Origin of the sequence: Pseudomonas sp. 13B_2.1_Bac1, from assembly GCF_025466155.1 — a bacterium.
GTDB lineage: Bacteria > Pseudomonadota > Gammaproteobacteria > Pseudomonadales > Pseudomonadaceae > Aquipseudomonas > Aquipseudomonas aylmerensis.
Genome location: NZ_JANLOH010000079.1, coordinates 134634 through 153910, shown reverse-complemented (window position 1 = coordinate 153910; position 19277 = coordinate 134634). Strand labels below are relative to the sequence as shown.

16 protein-coding genes are annotated in these 19277 nt (G+C 62.8%); 13 read left to right on the top strand and 3 right to left on the bottom strand.

Features of this window, described 5'->3' with window-relative positions; all coding sequences use genetic code 11:
- Positions 1–34: 34 nt before the first annotated feature.
- The 3 genes from ydcS to NTD80_RS18455 all read right to left on the bottom strand — a co-directional run bounded on the left by ydcS (position 35) and on the right by NTD80_RS18455 (position 3859).
- Positions 35–1186, bottom strand: a complete 1152-nt coding sequence (gene ydcS, locus NTD80_RS18465) for a putative ABC transporter substrate-binding protein YdcS (RefSeq protein WP_065903220.1) — start codon at positions 1184–1186, stop codon at positions 35–37.
- Between the two features lie 171 nt (positions 1187–1357).
- Positions 1358–2815: a gamma-aminobutyraldehyde dehydrogenase gene (locus tag NTD80_RS18460; protein WP_262134506.1), complete on the bottom strand. Its 1458-nt coding sequence runs from the start codon at positions 2813–2815 to the stop codon at positions 1358–1360.
- 132 nt (positions 2816–2947) lie between these two features.
- Positions 2948–3859 (bottom strand): LysR family transcriptional regulator, encoded by a 912-nt coding sequence (locus tag NTD80_RS18455; protein WP_065903213.1) that lies wholly within the window; start codon positions 3857–3859, stop codon positions 2948–2950.
- Positions 3860–4027: 168 nt separating this feature from the next.
- Here NTD80_RS18455 and NTD80_RS18450 point away from each other — a divergent pair, with 168 nt between their 5' ends.
- The 13 genes from NTD80_RS18450 (at position 4028) to NTD80_RS18390 (ending at position 19172) form a co-directional block, all read left to right on the top strand.
- On the top strand, positions 4028–4735 hold the full coding sequence (locus tag NTD80_RS18450) for a tellurite resistance TerB family protein (protein ID WP_262134505.1): 708 nt from the start codon (positions 4028–4030) through the stop codon (positions 4733–4735).
- 211 nt (positions 4736–4946) lie between these two features.
- On the top strand, positions 4947–6569 hold the full coding sequence (locus tag NTD80_RS18445; RefSeq protein ID WP_065903210.1) for a methyl-accepting chemotaxis protein: 1623 nt from the start codon (positions 4947–4949) through the stop codon (positions 6567–6569).
- On the top strand, positions 6569–7081 hold the full coding sequence (locus NTD80_RS18440) for a chemotaxis protein CheW (protein WP_120447765.1): 513 nt from the start codon (positions 6569–6571) through the stop codon (positions 7079–7081). The genes NTD80_RS18445 and NTD80_RS18440 overlap by 1 nt, the downstream gene beginning before the upstream one ends.
- Positions 7078–8340, top strand: coding sequence for a CheR family methyltransferase (locus NTD80_RS18435; RefSeq protein WP_262134503.1), 1263 nt, complete (start codon positions 7078–7080; stop codon positions 8338–8340). The genes NTD80_RS18440 and NTD80_RS18435 overlap by 4 nt, the downstream gene beginning before the upstream one ends.
- Positions 8337–9038, top strand: coding sequence for a chemotaxis protein CheW (locus NTD80_RS18430; RefSeq protein WP_262134502.1), 702 nt, complete (start codon positions 8337–8339; stop codon positions 9036–9038). Before NTD80_RS18435 ends, NTD80_RS18430 begins: the two co-directional genes overlap by 4 nt.
- Complete coding sequence (locus NTD80_RS18425) at positions 9035–11320, top strand: hybrid sensor histidine kinase/response regulator (protein ID WP_262134501.1); 2286 nt, start codon at positions 9035–9037, stop codon at positions 11318–11320. Before NTD80_RS18430 ends, NTD80_RS18425 begins: the two co-directional genes overlap by 4 nt.
- Positions 11317–12327, top strand: coding sequence for a chemotaxis response regulator protein-glutamate methylesterase (locus tag NTD80_RS18420; protein WP_106804980.1), 1011 nt, complete (start codon positions 11317–11319; stop codon positions 12325–12327). Before NTD80_RS18425 ends, NTD80_RS18420 begins: the two co-directional genes overlap by 4 nt.
- A 51-nt stretch (positions 12328–12378) precedes the next feature.
- Positions 12379–13380, top strand: coding sequence for a PleD family two-component system response regulator (locus NTD80_RS18415; RefSeq protein WP_065903189.1), 1002 nt, complete (start codon positions 12379–12381; stop codon positions 13378–13380).
- Between the two features lie 264 nt (positions 13381–13644).
- Positions 13645–14740 (top strand): peptide chain release factor 2 gene (gene prfB / locus NTD80_RS18410; RefSeq protein ID WP_098465888.1). Its coding sequence is split into 2 segments (ribosomal slippage): positions 13645–13716 and positions 13718–14740, totalling 1095 coding nucleotides; the frame shifts between segments, so codons are not numbered across the junction.
- Between the two features lie 93 nt (positions 14741–14833).
- A complete protein-coding gene (gene lysS / locus NTD80_RS18405; protein WP_262134497.1) occupies positions 14834–16333 on the top strand; it encodes a lysine--tRNA ligase in 1500 nt (499 codons plus the stop codon).
- A 152-nt stretch (positions 16334–16485) separates the two neighbouring features.
- On the top strand, positions 16486–17202 hold the full coding sequence (locus NTD80_RS18400) for a TetR/AcrR family transcriptional regulator (RefSeq protein WP_065903180.1): 717 nt from the start codon (positions 16486–16488) through the stop codon (positions 17200–17202).
- Positions 17203–17325: 123 nt separating this feature from the next.
- Positions 17326–17874, top strand: a complete 549-nt coding sequence (locus tag NTD80_RS18395) for a hypothetical protein (RefSeq protein WP_262134495.1) — start codon at positions 17326–17328, stop codon at positions 17872–17874.
- A 20-nt stretch (positions 17875–17894) separates the two neighbouring features.
- A complete protein-coding gene (locus NTD80_RS18390; RefSeq protein WP_065903174.1) occupies positions 17895–19172 on the top strand; it encodes a flavohemoglobin expression-modulating QEGLA motif protein in 1278 nt (425 codons plus the stop codon).
- Positions 19173–19277: the final 105 nt, after the last annotated feature.

Sequence of the window (19277 nt, the reverse complement as noted above, 5' to 3'; positions counted from 1 at the left end):
GCTCCCACATGGGGCCGGTGTCGCCTGGGAGGGCTTAGCGCCCGCCCATGATCGCGATGTAATCCTGGGTCCAGCGGCTGTACGGCACGAACTTGCCGCCTTCAGCCTGCGGGGTTTTCCAGAAAGCGATCTTTTCGAACTGGTCGAACCCGTTGGTCTTGCACCCTTCAGCGCCGAGCAGTTCGCTCTCTTTACACGCCGCAGGCACCGCCGGCAGCGAGCCGAACCAGGCCGCGACATCGCCCTGGACCTTCGGCTGCAGCGACCAGTCCATCCACTTGTAGGCGCAGTTGGGGTGCTTGGCCTCGGTGTGCAGCATGGTGGTGTCGGCCCAGCCGGTGGCACCTTCCTTGGGAATGGTCGAGGCGATCGGCTGTTTTTCGTTGACCAGGCCGTTGACCTGATACGGCCAGGCGCTGGAGGCCACTACGCCTTCGTTCTTGAAGTCGCTCATCTGCACAGTGGTGTCGTGCCAGTAGCGGTGGATCAACGGCTGCTGGGCGCGCAGCAGTTCGAGCACGGCCTTGTACTGGGTTTCGGTCAGTTCGTAAGGGCTCTGGATGCCCAGCTCCGGCTTGGTCGACTTGAGATACAACGCCGCGTCGGCGATGTAGATCGGACCGTCGTAGGCTTGCACGCGGCCTTTGTTCGGCTTGCCGTCAGGCAGGTTCTGCGCATCGAACACCACGTTCCAGCTGGTGGGCGCGGTCTTGAACACGTTGGTGTTGTACATCAGCACGTTCGGGCCCCACTGGTACGGGGTGCCGTAGGTTTGCTGGCCGACCACATACCACGGCGCATCCTTGAGGCGCGGGTCGAGGTTTTTCCAGTTGGGGATCAACGCCGTGTTGATCGGCTGCACACGCTTGCCGACGATCAATCGCAACGAGGCATCGCCGGATGCGGTGACCAAGTCATAGCCGCCCTTGGCCATCAGGCTGACCATTTCGTCAGAGGTGGCGGCGGTTTTCACGTTGACCTTGCAACCGGTTTCCTTCTCGAAACCGGTGACCCAGTCGTAGGCCTTGTCGCTTTCGCCACGTTCGATATAGCCGGGCCAGGCGACGATATCCAATTGGCCTTCACCTGCCCCCACCGCTTTCAGCGGTTCGGCGGCCTGAAGGCTGGCGCTGGCCAGCAGCGCGGTGGTCAGGGCACTGAGCAGTGCGGTCTTGTGCGCGGACATGGGGATTCCCTCTTCTTTAATTATGGTCGGGGCAGTAAAAGCAGGTGTACGAGTTGTTTATTGTTTTAGCGTAGCTCTTGGGGCTGAGCCGCAAGCCGCAAGCTGCAAGCCGCAAGCAAAAGCAAACGCAGATCCGCTTTTACTTGCAGCTTGCCGCTTGAAGCTTGCCGCTTATAGCTGATCTCCATGTCTAGCCATGATGTGCCGCACCACGCTGTAGTCCTGAAGCGAATCGCTGGACAGATCTTTCCCATACCCCGAGCGTTTCAAGCCGCCGTGGGGCATTTCGCTGACCAGCATGAAATGGCTGTTGATCCAGGTGCAGCCGTATTGCAGGCGCGCCGCCACCTGCATGGCCTTGTCCAGGTTCTGCGTCCATACCGACGAGGCCAGGCCGTATTCGGAGTCGTTGGCCCAGTCCACTGCCTGTTCCAGTTCATCGAAGCGGGTCACGGTGACCACCGGGCCGAAGACTTCGCGCTGCACGATCTCATCGTTTTGTTTGCAACCGGCGAGGAGTGTCGGCTGGTAATAGAAGCCGGCACCGGAATGTACGGCGGCACCCGTGACCCGCTCGATATGTGGCTGGCCGAGGGCGCGCTCGACAAAACTGGCGACGCGGTCACGCTGGCGCGTGCTGATCAGCGGGCCGAGTTCGTTGTCGGCATCACGCTTGCCGGCAAAGCGCAAGCTGCTGACGGCCGCGCCAAGCTCGGCGACCAATTTGTCGTGGATGCCGGCCTGGGCGTAGATGCGGCAGGCTGCGGTGCAGTCCTGGCCGGCGTTGTAATAGCCGTAGGCGCGCACGCCTTCGACCACGGCCTGCAGGTCGGCGTCGTTGCAGACGATCACCGGGGCCTTGCCGCCCAGTTCCAGGTGCGTGCGTTTCAGGGTTTTCGACGCGGCTTGCAGAATTTTCTGCCCGGTGACGATATCGCCGGTCAGCGACACCATGCGCACCTTGGGGTGGCTGACCAAATGGCTGCCGACGCCTTCGCCGCCGCCACACAGGATGTTGATGACCCCGCGCGGCAGCAGTTCTTTAAGGACGGGGGCGAGGGCCAGGATCGACAGCGGCGTATGTTCCGACGGCTTGAACACCAGCGTATTACCGGCGGCCAGGGCGGGGGCGATCTTCCACGCGGCCATCATCAACGGGTAGTTCCACGGCGCAATGGAGGCGACCACGCCAATCGGGTCACGGCGCACCATGCTGGTGTAGCCCGGCAGGTATTCGCCGCTGAGCTGGCCAATCTGGCAGCGCACGGCCCCGGCGAAGAAGCGAAACACATCGACGGTGGCGCTCAAGTCATCCTGGCGCGCCAGGTGCAAGGGCTTGCCGCAATTGAGCGATTCGAGGCGAGCGAGGTAGTCGGCTTGTTTTTCGATGGCGTCGGCGATGCCCAGCAGGATGATCGAGCGTTGCTGCGGCGTGGTCCGCGACCAGCCGGCAAACGCGCGGTGGGCGGCGAGGATGGCGCTTTCGACCTGCTCGGTGCTGGCTTCGGCGATCTGGGTGAGGACTTCACCGGTGGCCGGGTTGAGGATCGGCTCGACAAAACCCTGGCCCTGGACCAGTTCGCCGTCGATCAGCAACGCAGTGAGCAGCGGGGTGGGCGCGCCGGACATTTTTCGCGATCTCTTTTCTTGTGTGGCCATGGGCGTTCTCTTACAAGGCGCCTGACCTTCTCTTATGGATGAGCTGAGAGTAGAGGTCGGGCGCGAGGTCAACAAATACTAAATACTGAATGCAGCATTCGATTAAATAGATGGCTTGCGCGGATGCGGCTGTTCGCGGGCCACGGTCAGGAACGGGTCCACCAGCGCCGGGCGCGCGGTGCCACGGCGCCAGGCCAGGCCCACATCGAGGGTCTGGCTGAGGTCGGCAATCGGCCGCGCTTCAATAATGTCGCCTTCCAGGGACCAGGGCCGGTAGGTCATGTCCGGCTGGATCGACACCCCCAGGCCGGCAGCCACCAGGCTGCGCACTGCTTCGGTGGAAGCGGTGCGCAAAGTCACGCGTGGTTGCAGCGCGGCTGCAGTCCACAGGCGTTGGGCGTTGTGGCCCATTTCGTCGACGTTCAGCTGAATCAACGGCTCGCGCGCCACATCGGCCAGGTTGATGCTGTCGTGCTCCAGCAACGGGTGCTGCGCCGGCAGCCACAGGCGATGGGGCGAGTGGGTGAGGACTTCGGTCTGCAGGGCGTGGCGGTCTTCGAGGTTGGACAGGATCAGCACCCCCACGTCGATCTCGCCGCTGACCAGCAAATGCTCGATGTAGGGGCGTTCATCCTCCATCACGCGGATTTCCACATTCGGATAGGCGCGCTGGAAACGGGTGAGCAGGTCGGCAAGGTAATACCCGGCAACCAGGCTGGTCACGCCGATGATCAACTGGCCGGCGACCTGGTCGGTGCTCTGCTGCAGGCTGCGCTTGGCGTTGTCGACGGTGGCGAGAATCAGGTGTGCCTGGCGCAGGAACTGATGGCCCTGGTGGGTCAGGGTCATGCCCTTGGCGTGGCGGTTGAACAGGTTGACGCCGATTTCCTGCTCCAGTTGCTGGATGGCCAGGGTCAGGGTCGACTGGGAAATGAACGCGGTTTGCGCGGCGGCGGAGATCGAGCCCGTCTCGGCCACGGCGATGAAATGCCGGATTTGACGCAAGGTCATCATGCTGGAATTACCAGTGGGGTGTTTTTATAGATTTATCCGAGTGTATATCGATTTAAGCGAAGGGCAGTGGCGTTACATCTGGAAGCACTCTAGATCGGGGCTTTTTGGCACTTAGTTTTACGCTGGGAGCCTACTGGTCCTACGAACCCAAGTGTCTGGAGGCTGCGAATGAATACCCGTGGATTGCTCGATCAACTGCTCAAATCTGGCCAGGACATGTTGCAGAACAAGGCCGGCGGCCAGCGCAAGCCGGACGACAAAGGCGCCCTTGGCGGACTGCTGGGCGGTGGTGGCCTTGGAAGTCTGCTCGGTGGTGCTGGCGGTGGCGCCCTGGCGGCCGGGGCCATGGGCCTGCTGCTGGGGAACAAGAAAGCCCGCAAGTTCGGCGGCAAGGCCCTGACCTACGGCGGGCTCGCCGCGTTGGGCGTCATTGCCTATAAAGCCTATGGCAACTGGCAGGCAAACCAGGCCAGCGCACCTCAAGGCGAGCCGCAAACCATCGACCGTTTGCCACCGGCCCAAGTCGAACAACATAGCCAGGGCATCCTCAAGGCCCTGGTAGCCGCCGCCAAGGCGGACGGGCATGTGGATGAGCGCGAGCGCGCGCTGATCGAAGGTGAATTCACCAAGCTGGACGATGACCGCGAGTTGCACAGCTGGCTGCACGCCGAACTGAACAAACCCCTGGACCCGGCCGATGTGGCCCGCGCCGCCAGCACCCCGGAAATGGCCGCGGAGATGTACATCGCCAGCGTGATGCTGGTGGATGAGGAGAATTTCATGGAGAAGGCCTACCTCGATGAGCTGGCGCGGCAACTCAAGCTGGAGCCTGGCTTGAAGCTGGAGCTGGAAAAACAGGTGCGGCTGGCGCAATAAACGCCTGCCCTGAAGCGATCAAACTGTGGGAGTGGGCCTGCTCGCGAATGCGCTGGTCAGTCATCGAATCTATTGACTGATCCTGCGCCTTCGCAAGCAGGCCTACTCCCACATTTGCATTCTGTGATCACTACAGCAAAACCCGTTGATTAATGAGGGCTTCTGCTCAGCTATACTCCCCTCCATTTGAATGGCCCTTCGAGGAATTACTGTGAAGAACTGGACCTTGCGCCAACGGATTTTGGCGAGCTTTGCGGTCATTATCGCGATCATGCTGCTGATGGTCGTGGTGTCCTACTCACGGTTGCTGAAGATCGAAGCCAGCCAGGAAGCGGTCCGCGACGACGCGGTGCCCGGGGTGTACCTCAGCTCGATGATCCGCAGCGCCTGGGTCGACAGCTATTTGCAGACCATCGACATCATTGGCCTGCGCGAGGATAAAACCTTCACCAATACCGACAAGAACGACTACAAGTCCTTCGAGACGCGTATTGAACTGCAGATGGCCAACTACGAAAAAACCATTCATGGCCAGGCTGACCGCATGGAGTTCGATAACTTCAAGGCGGCGCACATCAACTACAACAAAGTCCTGGCGCAGGTGCTGGAGCGCGTGCAAGCCAATGACCTGCCGGGGGCCAACCAATTGCTCGAGGAGCAATTGACGCCGATCTGGACCGAAGGTCGCATGAAGCTCAATGACATCATCACGGAAAACAAGAACGTGTCCGACCGTGCCACGGCGGCCATCGACGAGTCGGTGCTGTCGGCCAAGATCAGCATGGCCGTTTCGCTGATCATCGCCATCCTCGCGGCCGGCCTGTGTGGCCTGCTACTGATGCGCGCGATCATGGCGCCGATGCAGCGCATCGTCGACATCCTCGAAACCATGCGTACCGGCGACCTGAGCAAGCGCCTGAACCTGGAACGCAAGGATGAGTTCGGCGCAGTCGAAACCGGCTTCAACGACATGATGACCGAGCTGACGGCCCTGGTGTCCCAGGCCCAGCGTTCGTCGGTGCAGGTCACCACCTCGGTGACCGAGATTGCCGCGACATCCAAGCAACAGCAGGCGACCGCGACTGAAACCGCGGCCACCACCACCGAGATCGGCGCGACTTCCCGGGAAATCGCCGCGACGTCCAAGGACCTGGTGCGCACCATGACTGAAGTCTCCACCGCCGCCGACCAGGCCTCGGTGGCCGCAGGCTCCGGCCAGCAGGGCCTGGCGCGCATGGAAGAAACCATGCATTCGGTAATGGGCGCCGCCGACCTGGTCAATGCCAAGCTGGCGATCCTCAATGAGAAGGCCGGCAACATCAACCAGGTGGTGGTCACCATCGTCAAGGTTGCCGACCAGACCAACCTGCTGTCGCTCAACGCCGCCATCGAGGCGGAGAAAGCTGGCGAGTACGGGCGCGGTTTTGCCGTGGTGGCCACCGAAGTGCGCCGCCTGGCGGACCAGACGGCCGTGGCCACCTATGACATCGAGCAGATGGTGCGCGAGATCCAGTCGGCGGTGTCGGCGGGGGTGATGGGCATGGACAAGTTTTCCGAGGAAGTGCGCCGGGGCATGTTCGAAGTACAGCAAGTGGGCGAGCAGCTGTCGCAGATCATCCACCAGGTGCAGGCGCTGGCGCCGCGGGTGTTGATGGTCAACGAAGGCATGCAGGCCCAGGCCACCGGTGCCGAGCAGATCAATCACGCCCTGGTGCAACTGGGCGATGCCAGCAGCCAGACTGTGGAATCCCTGCGCCAGGCCAGCTTCGCCATTGATGAGCTGAGCCAGGTGGCGGTGGGCCTGCGCAGCGGCGTGTCGCGTTTCAAAGTCTGATGAGCGACCTCGCGGCTAAACGCGGCGCCGTCCCGGCAGCGAAAAAGGCCTTGTTCCTGGTGTTTCACATCGGTGACGAGCGCTTTGCATTAAGGGCCACCGAAGTGGCCGAGGTGCTGCCGCGCCTGCCTCTCAAACCCATCGCCCATGCGCCCCTGTGGGTGGCGGGCATCTTCGCCCATCGCGGTGCGTTGGTGCCGGTCATCGACCTCAGTGCGCTGACGTTTGGTCAGCCGGCCCAGGCGCGGACCAGCACGCGGCTGGTGCTGGTGAACTATCAGCCCGAACCCTGGGTTGCGGCACGTTGGCTGGGGTTGATCCTGGAGCAGGCCACCGACACCCTGCGGTGCGACCTCAGCGAGTTCAAGCCCTATGGCCTGGACAACCGCGAGGCGCCGTACCTGGGGCTGGTGCGTGAAGACGCCGCGGGCTTGATGCAGTGGATCGGCGTGAATGAATTGCTCACCGAGCCGGTGCGTGCGTTGCTGTTCTCTGCCGAGCTGAGCGTATGAGCAACGATCCGCGCTTCTTTGCCTTCCTCAAGGAGCGCATCGGTCTCGATGTCGCCTCCGTGGGCGAAGCCATCATCGAGCGTGCCGTGCGCCAGCGCAGCCAGGCCTTGCAGGCGCAGACGGCGGCCGAGTACTGGCAGCACCTGCAAAGCTCCCATGACGAGCAGCAGGCGCTGATCGAAGCGGTGATCGTCCCCGAAACCTGGTTTTTCCGTTACCCCGAATCCTTCGTGACCCTGGCCCGCCTGGCCAAGGCGCGCCTGGTCGAGATCAAGCAGATGCGCGCCCTGCGTATCCTCAGCCTGCCGTGTTCCACTGGCGAAGAACCCTATTCGATTGCCATGGCGCTGCTGGACGCGGGCCTCGCACCGCATCAGTTCAAGGTGCAGGGCATGGATGTCAGCCCGCTGTCGGTGGAGCGTGCCCGGCGCGGGGTGTACGGCAAGAACTCGTTTCGCGGGGGCGACATCGCCTTTCGCGACCGCCACTTCGTGGAACACGGCGACGGGTTCCACATCGCCGAGCGGGTGCGTGAGCAAGTGCGCCTGCAAGTCGGCAACCTGCTCGACCCGGCGCTGCTCGCCAATGAGGCCAGCTACGACTTCGTGTTCTGCCGCAACCTGCTGATCTACTTCGACCAGGCGACCCAGAAACAAGTGTTCGATGTACTCAAGGGCCTGACCCACGTCGACGGCGTGCTGTTTATCGGCCCTGCCGAGGGCAGCCTGCTGGGGCGCCATGGCATGCGTTCGATCGGTGCGGCGCAGTCGTTTGCCTTCAGTCGGCAGGCTGAGCCACAGCAGCCTGCGCCGGTGTTCGTGCCGCTGCCAGCACCCATCCCGCAGCGCAGCGCGGCGCCGCTTCCGGTCAGGCCGCGCCCGTTCAGTACTGCCGCCACTGCGCAGGTCATACCGATCAAGGCCGCGCCGTCCGATGCCGCCGCTTTGCTCAGCCGCATCGCCACCCTCGCCAACGAAGGCAAGAGCCTGGAGGCGCGGGCCGCGTGTGAAGAGTATTTGAATCACCACCCGCCGGCCGCCCAGGTGTTTTACTGGCTGGGGCTGCTCAGCGATGTGGCCGGCAGTGCCCTGGAAGCCCAGGGCTATTATCGAAAAGCCTTGTACCTGGAGCCCCAGCATTCGCAGGCCTTGATGCACCTGGCCGCCTTGCTGGAGTCCCAGGGCGACAGCGCGGGAGCCCGCCGCCTGCAGGCGCGGGCCGCGCGTAGCGAGCGAGCTGACAGTGAGCACAAACCATGAGTAGCCCCGACGCGCTCGACACCACCGGCCTGGACCTGACCCTGGCTGACACGCAAGCCATCGACGATTGCTGGAACCGCATCGGCATCCATGGTGACAAATCCTGCCCGCTGCTGGCGGACCACATCCATTGCCGCAATTGCTCGGTGTACTCGGCAGCCGCCACGCGCCTGTTGGATCGCTATGCCTTGCAGCAGGACGACCGTCGGCCACAGGCAGCGGTCGAGCATGGCGCCGAGGTGGTCACGCGCTCGCTGCTGATATTCCGCCTGGGCGAAGAGTGGCTGGGCATCGCCACCCGCTGCCTGGTGGAAGTGGCCACGTTGCAACCGATCCACTCCCTGCCGCACCAGCGTTCCCGTGCCTTGCTCGGCGTGGCCAACGTACGCGGCGCGCTGGTGGCGTGCCTGTCGCTGGTGGAACTGCTGGGCCTGGACAACACCGGCAGTGGCGCCAGCGGTGGCCGGATCATGCCGCGGATGCTGATCATTGCCGCACAAGATGGCCCGGTGGTGGTGCCGGTGGATGAAGTCGACGGCATCCATGCCATCGATGAGCGCACCTTGAAGGCTGCGTCAGCGCCCGGCAGCCAGGCGAGTGGCCGCTTCACCCAAGGTGTGTTGCAGTGGAAAGGCCGCAGCCTGCGTTGGTTGGACGAGGCGCAATTGTTGTCCGCCGTGACCCGGAGCCTCACATGACCCCCGACCAGATGCGCGATGCCTCGCTGCTGGAGCTGTTCAGCCTGGAAGCCGATGCGCAGACCCAGGTGTTGAGCGCGGGCCTGCTGGCCCTGGAACGCAACCCGACCCAGGCCGACCAGCTCGAAGCCTGCATGCGTGCCGCGCACTCGCTCAAGGGCGCGGCGCGGATTGTCGGGGTGGACGCCGGGGTCAGCGTGTCGCATGTCATGGAGGATTGCCTGGTCAGCGCCCAGGAAGGTCGCCTGTACCTGCAACCCGAGCACATTGATGCGTTGCTGCAAGGCACCGACCTGTTGATGCGCATCGCCACGCCGGGCAATGACGTCGGGCCGGCGGATATCGAGGCGTATGTGGCGCTGATGGAGCGCCTGCTCGATCCGTCGCAACTGAGCGCCAAGGTCGCCCCGTCAGCCCCGCCGCCGCCTGAGTCGGCCCCCGCGCCCGTCGTCGAGGAGCTGCCGCCGGAGCCCGAGACCGCGCCACCCGTCACCAGCGAGCCTGCGCGCCAGAACAAACGCATGACCGAAGGCGGCGAACGCGTGTTGCGCGTGACCGCCGAGCGCTTGAACAGCCTGCTCGACCTGTCGAGCAAGTCCCTGGTCGAAACCCAGCGGCTCAAGCCATACCTCGCCAGCCTGCAGCGCCTCAAACGCATTCAAAGCCAGAGCGCGCGGGCCCTGGATACGCTGGACGGCCAGCTCAAGACCGTGGACTTGAACCTCGAAGCCCAGGAAGCCCTGGCCGATACCCGTCGGCTATTGAGCGAAGCCCAGGCGCTGCTGGCAGAAAAACATGCCGAGCTGGACGAGTTCGGCTGGCAGGCCGGGCAGCGCGCCCAGGTGCTCTACGACACCGCGCTGGCGTGCCGCATGCGCCCGTTTGCCGACGTATTGGCCGGGCAGGTGCGCATGGTCCGCGACCTCGGCCGCAGCCTGGGCAAGCAGGTGCGCCTGGAGATCGAGGGCGAAAAGACTCAGGTCGACCGCGACGTGTTGGAGAAGCTCGAAGCGCCGCTCACCCATTTGCTGCGCAATGCCGTCGACCACGGCATCGAAATGCCCGAGCAGCGCCTGCTGGCGGGCAAGCCGGCCGAGGGCCTGATCCGCTTGCGCGCGTCTCACCAGGCCGGCCTGCTGGTCCTGGAGTTGAGCGATGACGGTAACGGCGTCGACCTGGAGCGCCTGCGCGGCACCATCGTCGACCGGCACCTGTCGCCGCTGGAAACCGCCCAGCGCCTGAGCGAAGAGGAACTGCTGACGTTCCTGTTCCTGCCGGGGTTCAGCCTGCGCGACAAGGTCACCGAAGTGTCCGGGCGGGGTGTCGGCCTGGATGCAGTGCAGCATATGGTCCGCCAGTTGCGCGGTGCGGTGGTGCTGGAGCAGACGGCGGGGCAGGGCAGTCGTTTCCATCTGGAGGTGCCGCTGACCCTGTCGGTGGTGCGCAGCCTGGTGGTGGAAGTCGGCGAAGAAGCCTACGCGTTCCCGCTGGCCCATATCGAGCGCATGTGCGACCTGGCGCCCGATGACATCGTGCAACTGGAAGGCCGCCAGCATTTCTGGCACGAGGGCCGGCATGTCGGTCTGGTGGCCGCCAGCCAGTTGTTGCAGCGCCCGGCGGGGCAGAATAATGACGAAACCTTGAAAGTGGTGGTGATCCGCGAACGCGATGCCGTGTACGGAATCGCCGTGGAACGCTTCATCGGCGAGCGCACCCTGGTGGTGTTGCCGCTCGATGACCGCCTGGGCAAGGTCCAGGATATTTCCGCCGGCGCCTTGCTGGACGACGGCTCGGTGGTATTGATCGTCGACGTCGAAGACATGCTGCGCTCGGTCGACAAGCTGCTCAACACTGGCCGCCTGGAACGCATCGCCCGGCGCAGCCAGCAGGCCACCGAAGCTCCGCGCAAACGCGTGCTGGTGGTGGACGATTCGCTCACCGTGCGTGAGCTGCAACGCAAATTGTTACTTAATCGTGGTTATGAAGTGGCCGTGGCGGTCGATGGCATGGACGGTTGGAACGCGTTGCGCTCCGAAGACTTTGACCTGTTGATCACTGATATTGATATGCCTCGCATGGACGGTATTGAATTGGTCACACTCTTGCGCCGTGACAGTCGCCTGCAATCGTTGCCGGTGATGGTGGTGTCCTACAAGGACCGTGAAGAAGACCGACGTCGTGGACTGGACGCCGGCGCCGACTATTATTTAGCCAAAGCCAGTTTCCATGACGATGCCTTGTTGGACGCCGTGGTGGAGCTGATTGGAGGCGCGCGGGCATGAGGATTGCGATCGTCAACGATATGCCCCTGGCGGTGGAGGCCTTGCGCCGCGCCTTGAGTTTCGAGCCCGCGCACGAAGTGGTGTGGGTCGCCGGCAATGGCCTGGAAGCGGTGCAGCGCTGCGCCGAGCTGACCCCGGACCTGATCCTGATGGACCTGATCATGCCGGTCATGGACGGTGTCGAGGCGACGCGGCAGATCATGGCCGAGACCCCGTGCGCCATCGTGATCGTCACGGTCGACCGCCAGGCCAATGTCAGCCGGGTGTTCGAAGCCATGGGCCATGGCGCCCTGGACGTCGTGGATACGCCGCCCCTGGGCGTCGGCAACCCCAAGGATGCGGCGGCGCCGCTGTTGCGCAAGATCCTCAATATCGGCTGGTTGATTGGCCAGCGCGGCAGCCGTGTGCGCGCCGAAACCACACCTGCGCGCAGCACCGGCAAACGCCAGAGCCTGGTTGCCATCGGCTCGTCGGCGGGTGGCCCGGCTGCCCTGGAAATCCTGCTCAAGGGCTTGCCCCGCGACTTTCCCGCCGCCATTGTGCTGGTGCAGCATGTGGACCAGGTCTTCGCCGCCGGCATGGCCGAGTGGCTGAGCAGCGCCTCCAGCCTGCCGGTGCGCCTGGCCCGCGAGGGAGAGCCGCCGCAACCCGGCGTGGTGCTGCTGGCCGGGACCAACCACCACATTCGTTTATTGCGCAACGGCACGCTAGCCTATACCGCAGACCCGGTTAACGAGATCTATCGGCCTTCGATCGACGTATTTTTCGAAAGCGTGGCCAGCCACTGGAATGGCGATGCCGTCGGCGTACTGCTGACAGGCATGGGCCGCGACGGGGCCCAGGGCCTCAAGTTACTGCGAGAACAAGGATATCTGACCATCGCCCAGGATCAGCAGAGCTCGGCGGTGTATGGCATGCCCAAAGCGGCGGCGGCGATTGACGCTGCTGTTGAAATTCGCCCACTGGACAGAATTGCGCCCCGATTGCTGGAGGTATTTTCGAAATGAGCCCTACCTCCCGCGGTGCTGGCTTGCAGGTAGTAATTCAGGTGACTGCAGATGAATGATTTACAGATCGACGACATCAAGACCGACGAAAATGCCGCCATGGTGTTGCTGGTCGACGACCAGGCCATGATCGGCGAAGCCGTGCGGCGTGGCCTGGCCCATGAAGAAAACATCGACTTCCACTTCTGCGCCGACCCGCACCAGGCCATTGCCCAGGCGATCCGCATCAAGCCGACGGTGATCCTGCAGGACCTGGTGATGCCCGGCCTCGACGGCCTGACCCTGGTGCGCGAATACCGCAACCACCCGGCCACGCAGAACATTCCGATCATCGTGCTTTCCACCAAGGAAGACCCGCTGATCAAGAGCGCGGCGTTCTCGGCCGGCGCCAACGATTACCTGGTCAAGCTGCCGGACAATATCGAGTTGGTGGCGCGCATTCGCTACCACTCGCGCTCCTACATGACCCTGTTGCAGCGGGACGCGGCCTACCGTGCGCTGCGGGTCAGCCAGCAACAATTGCTCGACACCAACCTGGTGCTGCAACGGCTGATGAACTCCGATGGCCTCACCGGGCTGTCCAACCGCCGGCACTTCGACGAGTACCTGGAACTGGAGTGGCGCCGTGCCATGCGCGACCAGACCCAGTTGTCGTTGCTGATGATCGACGTGGATTTCTTCAAGACCTACAACGACAGCTTCGGTCACGTCGAGGGCGATGAGGCCTTGCGCAAAGTCGCCGCGTCGATCCGCGAAGCCAGCAGCCGGCCGTCGGACTTGCCGGCACGTTATGGCGGTGAAGAGTTTGCGCTGGTGCTGCCCAATACCTCGCCGGGTGGTGCGCGACTGGTGGCCGAAAAGCTGCGCATGGCGGTGGCCGCGCTGAAAATCCCGCACATTGCCCCAACTGAAGGTTCGAGCCTGACCATCAGTATCGGCCTGTCGACCCTGACGCCGGCGCAGGGGACCGATTGCCGGCAACTGATCCTGGCGGCGGACAAGGGGTTGTACACGGCCAAGCACAATGGGCGGAATCAGGTGGGGATCGAGTAGGGTTTTGTATACATATGCGTTGCTGCGGTAACGGCTAACCCGGCGTCCTGCCGGGTTAGCCACGGATTCAAGCCTGGGTTCGGCCAGCTCCTACACGTATCCGCTTCTGATCCAACCCCTCAGGTCGGCTTTCGGGCACACCGGGCCCAGGCGAGGTGCCGAGTGGTAGGGCAAGAGCCCTTTTCGCCCAGCGGGCTGCCGCTCCCCCCCGTTTATCGTTATACTCGTCGGCTTTCAAAAGTTCGCCAACGAGTGCTGCCCGCCATGGAAATCAACCCGATCCTTAACACCATCAAGGACCTGTCCGAGCGCTCCGAAACTATTCGGGGGTATCTTTGACTACGATCAAAAGCATGAGCGTCTGACCGAAGTCAATCGCGAGCTTGAAGATCCGAGTGTCTGGAACAAACCTGAATACGCCCAGGAACTGGGCCGCGAGCGCGCTGCGCTGGCGCAGATCGTCGATACCCTCGACGAGCTGAACACCGGTCTGGCCGATTGCCGTGACCTGCTGGACATGGCCGTCGAAGAAAACGACGAAGGCGCAGTGGGCGATGTCGTCGCCGAGCTGGCCCGTCTCGAGGAAAACCTCGCCAAGCTTGAATTCCGCCGCATGTTCAGCCATGAAATGGACCCGAACAACGCCTACCTGGACATCCAGGCCGGCTCCGGTGGCACCGAAGCCCAGGACTGGGCCAACATCCTGTTGCGCATGTACCTGCGCTGGGCTGACAAACGCGGTTTCGACGCCACCATCATGGAGCTGTCGGCCGGTGAAGTCGCCGGCATCAAGGGCGCGACCGTGCACATCAAGGGCGAATACGCCTTTGGCTGGTTGCGGACCGAGATCGGCGTGCACCGCCTGGTGCGCAAGAGCCCGTTCGACTCCGGCAACCGTCGCCACACCTCGTTCTCTGCGGTGTTCGTCTCGCCAGAGATCGACGACAAGGTCGAAATCGAGATCAACCCGGCCGACCTGCGGATCGACACCTACCGTTCCTCCGGTGCCGGTGGCCAGCACGTAAACACCACCGACTCGGCCGTGCGTATTACCCACGTACCGACCAACACCGTGGTCAGCTGCCAGAACGAACGTTCCCAGCACGCGAACAAGGACACCGCCATGAAAATGCTGCGGGCCAAGTTGTACGAGCAGGAAATGCAGAAGCGCAACGCCGCGTCCCAGGCGCTGGAAGACACCAAGTCGGATATCGGCTGGGGCCACCAGATCCGTTCGTATGTGCTCGATGCCTCGCGGATCAAGGATCTGCGCACTAACATCGAACGCAGCGACTGCGACAAGGTGCTCGACGGCGACATCGACGAATACCTGGAAGCCAGCCTGAAATCAGGCCTGTAACAGGCTCCATACCGCGATCCCTGTAGGAGCCGGCTTGCCGGCGATCCCCGGCCGCAGGCCGGGGACAACGAACCAGATGGAATATTTAAAGACATGAGCGACCAACAACTCGACCAGGCCCTGCAACAGGAAGAAAACTCCCTGATCGCCCTGCGCAAGGAAAAGCTTGCTGCCGAGCGCGCCAAGGGCAATGCCTTCCCCAACGACTTCCGCCGCGACAACTACTGCGATGCCTTGCAGAAACAGTACGCGGACAAGACCAAGGAAGAGCTGGCTGAGGCTGCGATTCCGGTCAAGGTGGCAGGTCGCATCATGCTCAACCGTGGCTCGTTCATGGTGATCCAGGACATGACCGGTCGCATCCAGGTCTACGTCAACCGTAAAACCCTGTCCGAAGAAACCCTGGCCTCGGTGAAGACCTGGGACATGGGCGACATCATCGCCGCCGAAGGCACACTGGCGCGTTCAGGCAAGGGCGACCTGTATGTCGAAATGACCAACGTGCGCCTGCTGACCAAATCCCTGCGCCCGCTGCCGGACAAGCACCACGGCCTGACCGACACCGAACAGCGTTACCGCCAGCGCTACGTCGACCTGATCGTCAACGAAGAGGTGCGCCAGACCTTCCGCGTGCGTTCGCAAGTCATTGCGCACATCCGCAGCTTCCTGATGAAGCGTGACTTCCTCGAAGTCGAAACCCCGATGCTGCAAACCATCCCGGGTGGTGCCGCAGCCAAGCCGTTCGAAACCCACCACAATGCGCTGGACATGGAAATGTTCCTGCGTATCGCGCCGGAGCTGTACCTCAAGCGCCTGGTGGTTGGCGGCTTTGAAAAGGTGTTCGAGATCAACCGCAACTTCCGTAACGAAGGTGTTTCGACGCGCCACAACCCTGAATTCACCATGTTGGAGTTCTACCAGGCGTACGCCGACTACGAAGACAACATGGACCTGACCGAAGAACTGTTCCGCGAGCTGGCACAGCTGGTCCTGGGCAGCACCGACGTGCCGTATGGCGACAAGGTGTTCCACTTCGGCGAGCCGTTCGTGCGCCTGTCGGTGTTCGACTCGATCCTCAAGTACAACCCGGAGCTGACCGCTGACGACCTGACCGACATCGACAAGGCCCGTGCCATCGCCAAGAAAGCCGGCGCCAAGGTGCTGGGTTTCGAAGGCCTGGGCAAGCTGCAGGTGATGATTTTCGAAGAACTGGTCGAGCACAAGCTGGAACAGCCGCACTTCATTACCCAGTACCCGTTCGAAGTGTCGCCGCTGGCTCGTCGCAACGACGACAACCCGAACGTCACCGACCGTTTCGAGCTGTTCATCGGTGGTCGCGAAATCGCCAACGCCTACTCCGAGCTTAACGACGCGGAAGACCAGGCCGAGCGCTTCATGGCCCAGGTGGCCGACAAGGACGCTGGCGATGACGAAGCCATGCACTACGACGCTGACTTCGTGCGCGCCCTGGAATATGGCATGCCGCCGACCGCGGGCGAAGGGATCGGCATCGACCGCCTGGTGATGTTGTTGACCAACTCGCCGTCGATCCGCGACGTGATCTTGTTCCCGCACATGCGGCCACAAGCGTAAGCGTAGCGAAATCCGAAGCCGCCTTTTATAAGGCGGCTTTTTTATGCGGCATTAACAAGCGTCAAGCAAACAGCGCCAGGGGATCGTTCCCGTGCCCTGCGTGGGAATGCACACCGTGACGCTCCGCGTCATTCTAATAAGGAAGATCAGTCGTGAACCGCGTAACCGCTCAAGAAGGCGCCGCCGGCATTGCCGCTGCCGTGGCTGAAAGCGTCCAGTACCAGGGCCGCAAGGCCAGCCGTCGGGGCAGCGAGCAACGCAGGCAAGACATTCTCGATGCGGCCATGCGCATTGTGGTGCGCGACGGCGTGCGGGCCGTGCGCCACCGGGCGGTGGCGGCGGAGGCGGGGGTGCCGTTGTCGGCAACCACCTACTACTTCAAGGATATCGATGACCTGCTCACCGATACCTTCGCCCAATACGTGGAGCGCAGCGCTGCGTTCATGGGCAAGTTGTGGGTGCGCAACGAAGGCCTGCTGCGCGAGATGGTCGCCTATGGCGATGGCAGCCCGGCGTCGCGCTCACAGCTGGCCGATGACATTGCGCGACTGACTGCCGACTACGTCATGCGCCAACTCAGCAATCGCCGTGAACACCTGATGGCCGAGCAGGCCTTTCGCCAGGAAGCCTTGCTCAACCCGCGCCTGGCGGAGCTGGTGCGCTCCCACCAGCAGATCCTGTTGCAGGGCACCGGGCAGTTTTTCCAGGTATTGGGCTCCCGCGAGCCGCAACAGGATGCCAAAGTGTTGACGGCGATAATCAGTCGGATGGAATATCAGGGCCTGCTGGGCGGCGCAGAGCCTCTGACCGCTGACGAGATGCTTGAGATTCTCAAGCGCTACATGCATTTGGTCCTGGCCTCGGTCTAGCCTCATGTGGGCGCTGGCTTGTCGAATCGTCGCACCGCTGCGATAGCCTCACCGCGGTTTATCTGAAGCACCGCGGAGCCTGTATCGCAGGCACGCCAGCTCCCACACTTTATGGAGTATGCAATGAAAGCCTGGCGTGTCGCGGTCATCGCTCTGTCGTTCCTGTTGCTCAGCGGTTGCCTGGTGACTTTCAAGGACCCGCTGCCGGCCCGCGAAGCCGCGCCGGAGGAACTGCTCGGCCAATGGACGAGCAAGAATGCCTGGGGCGAGCCGCTCAACCTGCACATCACCCGCGCCGGCGAGCACCGTTATAAAGCCGTGAGCTACCCTACAGCCAAGCCGGGCCAGCGCGATGAGTACCTGTTTACAGTGTCGCGGCATGGCAGTCGCTGGTACCTGTCGGCGCCGTTGCCGGCCAAGCTGGGTGGCAATTACATCCTCGCGGGATTCGAGTTCGATGAAAAACACGAATTGGTGGTCTACAACCTCGATCTCGAGCAGATCCATCAGGCGATCGGCCAGCGCGCCTTGCACGGCAGCACTGTGGAGACCGTCGAAGGTGCCGGCGTGCGGGTGGACAGCCCCATGGACCAGGTGTTTGCCTACCTGGATGACCCGGCCAATGCCGATGTGTTCGTTGAAGCCGTGCGCTACCAGCGCGCGGGCAAATAACGTTTAAAGAGGAAGTAGCGGTGGACGATTACCAGCAGACGATACGCACCTTGTCTGATCGCATTGTGCTGGCGCAAACACCGATTCGCGTCCTCGACGCGGTGAAATGGGACGAGAACATTCGCCAGGGATTTCTCAAGGCCAAGGGCAAGGAACTGCCCGCCGTGGACCGCGACTATTACCTCAACCGGCCGCTGTCGTTCGATTCCAGCGCGGTGAAGCTGGAGTTCCAGAACATCGAGCGTGACATCACGCGCCGCCTCGGCCAGTTCAGCCCGGTGGGGCAGATCATGCGCCGCATGTGCAAGGAGTACCGCATGGTGGTGCGCATGCTCGAGGCCCGTGGCACCGAGGACTTCGGCCTGATCTCCCAGGAGCTGTACGGCGCCGCCTCCGATGCCTTTCACGCCGGCGACCCGACCCTGGCGGACCTGGGCCTGATGCTCTCCGACTACCTGAACAACATCGACGGGCGTGGCGACCTCAAGGACGAAGCCAAGACCCTCACCGCCAAGGACGCCGTAGCGTTGCTGCAAACCCGCCTGAACCGGGTGTTTGGCGAGGCCGAAGAGACCATCCGCGTGTTCGAGTCCGACGGTATCGTCGCCGATGCAGCGGCGGGCGCCGACTACATCAAGATCCGCGCCGACGCGATGTTCAACGAGCGCGACGTGCGTGCGCTGGAGGTGCATGAAGGCCTGGTGCACGTCGGCACCACGCTCAATGGCCAGAACCAGCCGATCTGCACCTTTCTGTCCAAGGGCCCGCCGTCGTCCACCGTGACCCAGGAAGGCCTGGCGATATTGATGGAAATCATCACCTTTGCCTCCTACCCGAGCCGCCTGCGCAAGCTCACTAACCGCACCCGCGCCATCCACATGGTGGAAGAGGGCGCCGACTTCCTGCAGGTGTTCGAGTTCTTCCGCGAGCAGGGTTTTGAGATGGCGGAAAGCTACGGCAACGCCAGTCGCGTATTCCGTGGCTCGGTGCCGACCGGTCTGCCTTTCACCAAGGACTTGTCCTACCTGAAAGGCTTTATCATGGTCTACAACTACATCCAGCTGGCCGTGCGCAAGGGCAAGCTGGAACAAGTGCCGCTGCTGTTCTGCGGCAAGACCACGCTGGAAGACATGCGCACCCTGCGCCAACTGGTGGACGAAGGCCTGGTGGTACCGCCCAAGTACCTGCCCGAGCAGTTTCGCGACATGAATGCGCTGGCGGCGTGGATGTGCTTTTCCAACTTCCTCAACCATTTGAGCCTGGACCGGATCGAGGCGGATTACTCGAATATCCTTTAACACCGATCTACCCGTAGAAGTCGGCTTGCTGGCGATGGCTGCAGGAGACCGAGTTACCTGCATCGCCGGCAAGCCGGCTCCTACAGGGATTCGGCGTTATTCAAA

What these genes read in the sequence shown, in the direction of transcription:
- ydcS (WP_065903220.1), bottom strand. Translation starts at nt 1,186, where the DNA reads ATGTCCGCGCACAAGACCGCACTGCTCAGTGCCCTGACCACCGCGCTG.
- NTD80_RS18460 (WP_262134506.1), bottom strand. Translation starts at nt 2,815, where the DNA reads ATGTCCGGCGCGCCCACCCCGCTGCTCACTGCGTTGCTGATCGACGGC.
- NTD80_RS18455 (WP_065903213.1), bottom strand. Translation starts at nt 3,859, where the DNA reads ATGATGACCTTGCGTCAAATCCGGCATTTCATCGCCGTGGCCGAGACG.
- NTD80_RS18450 (WP_262134505.1), top strand. Translation starts at nt 4,028, where the DNA reads ATGAATACCCGTGGATTGCTCGATCAACTGCTCAAATCTGGCCAGGAC.
- NTD80_RS18440 (WP_120447765.1), top strand. Translation starts at nt 6,569, where the DNA reads ATGAGCGACCTCGCGGCTAAACGCGGCGCCGTCCCGGCAGCGAAAAAG.
- NTD80_RS18435 (WP_262134503.1), top strand. Translation starts at nt 7,078, where the DNA reads ATGAGCAACGATCCGCGCTTCTTTGCCTTCCTCAAGGAGCGCATCGGT.
- NTD80_RS18430 (WP_262134502.1), top strand. Translation starts at nt 8,337, where the DNA reads ATGAGTAGCCCCGACGCGCTCGACACCACCGGCCTGGACCTGACCCTG.
- NTD80_RS18425 (WP_262134501.1), top strand. Translation starts at nt 9,035, where the DNA reads ATGACCCCCGACCAGATGCGCGATGCCTCGCTGCTGGAGCTGTTCAGC.
- NTD80_RS18420 (WP_106804980.1), top strand. Translation starts at nt 11,317, where the DNA reads ATGAGGATTGCGATCGTCAACGATATGCCCCTGGCGGTGGAGGCCTTG.
- NTD80_RS18415 (WP_065903189.1), top strand. Translation starts at nt 12,379, where the DNA reads ATGAATGATTTACAGATCGACGACATCAAGACCGACGAAAATGCCGCC.
- lysS (WP_262134497.1), top strand. Translation starts at nt 14,834, where the DNA reads ATGAGCGACCAACAACTCGACCAGGCCCTGCAACAGGAAGAAAACTCC.
- NTD80_RS18395 (WP_262134495.1), top strand. Translation starts at nt 17,326, where the DNA reads ATGAAAGCCTGGCGTGTCGCGGTCATCGCTCTGTCGTTCCTGTTGCTC.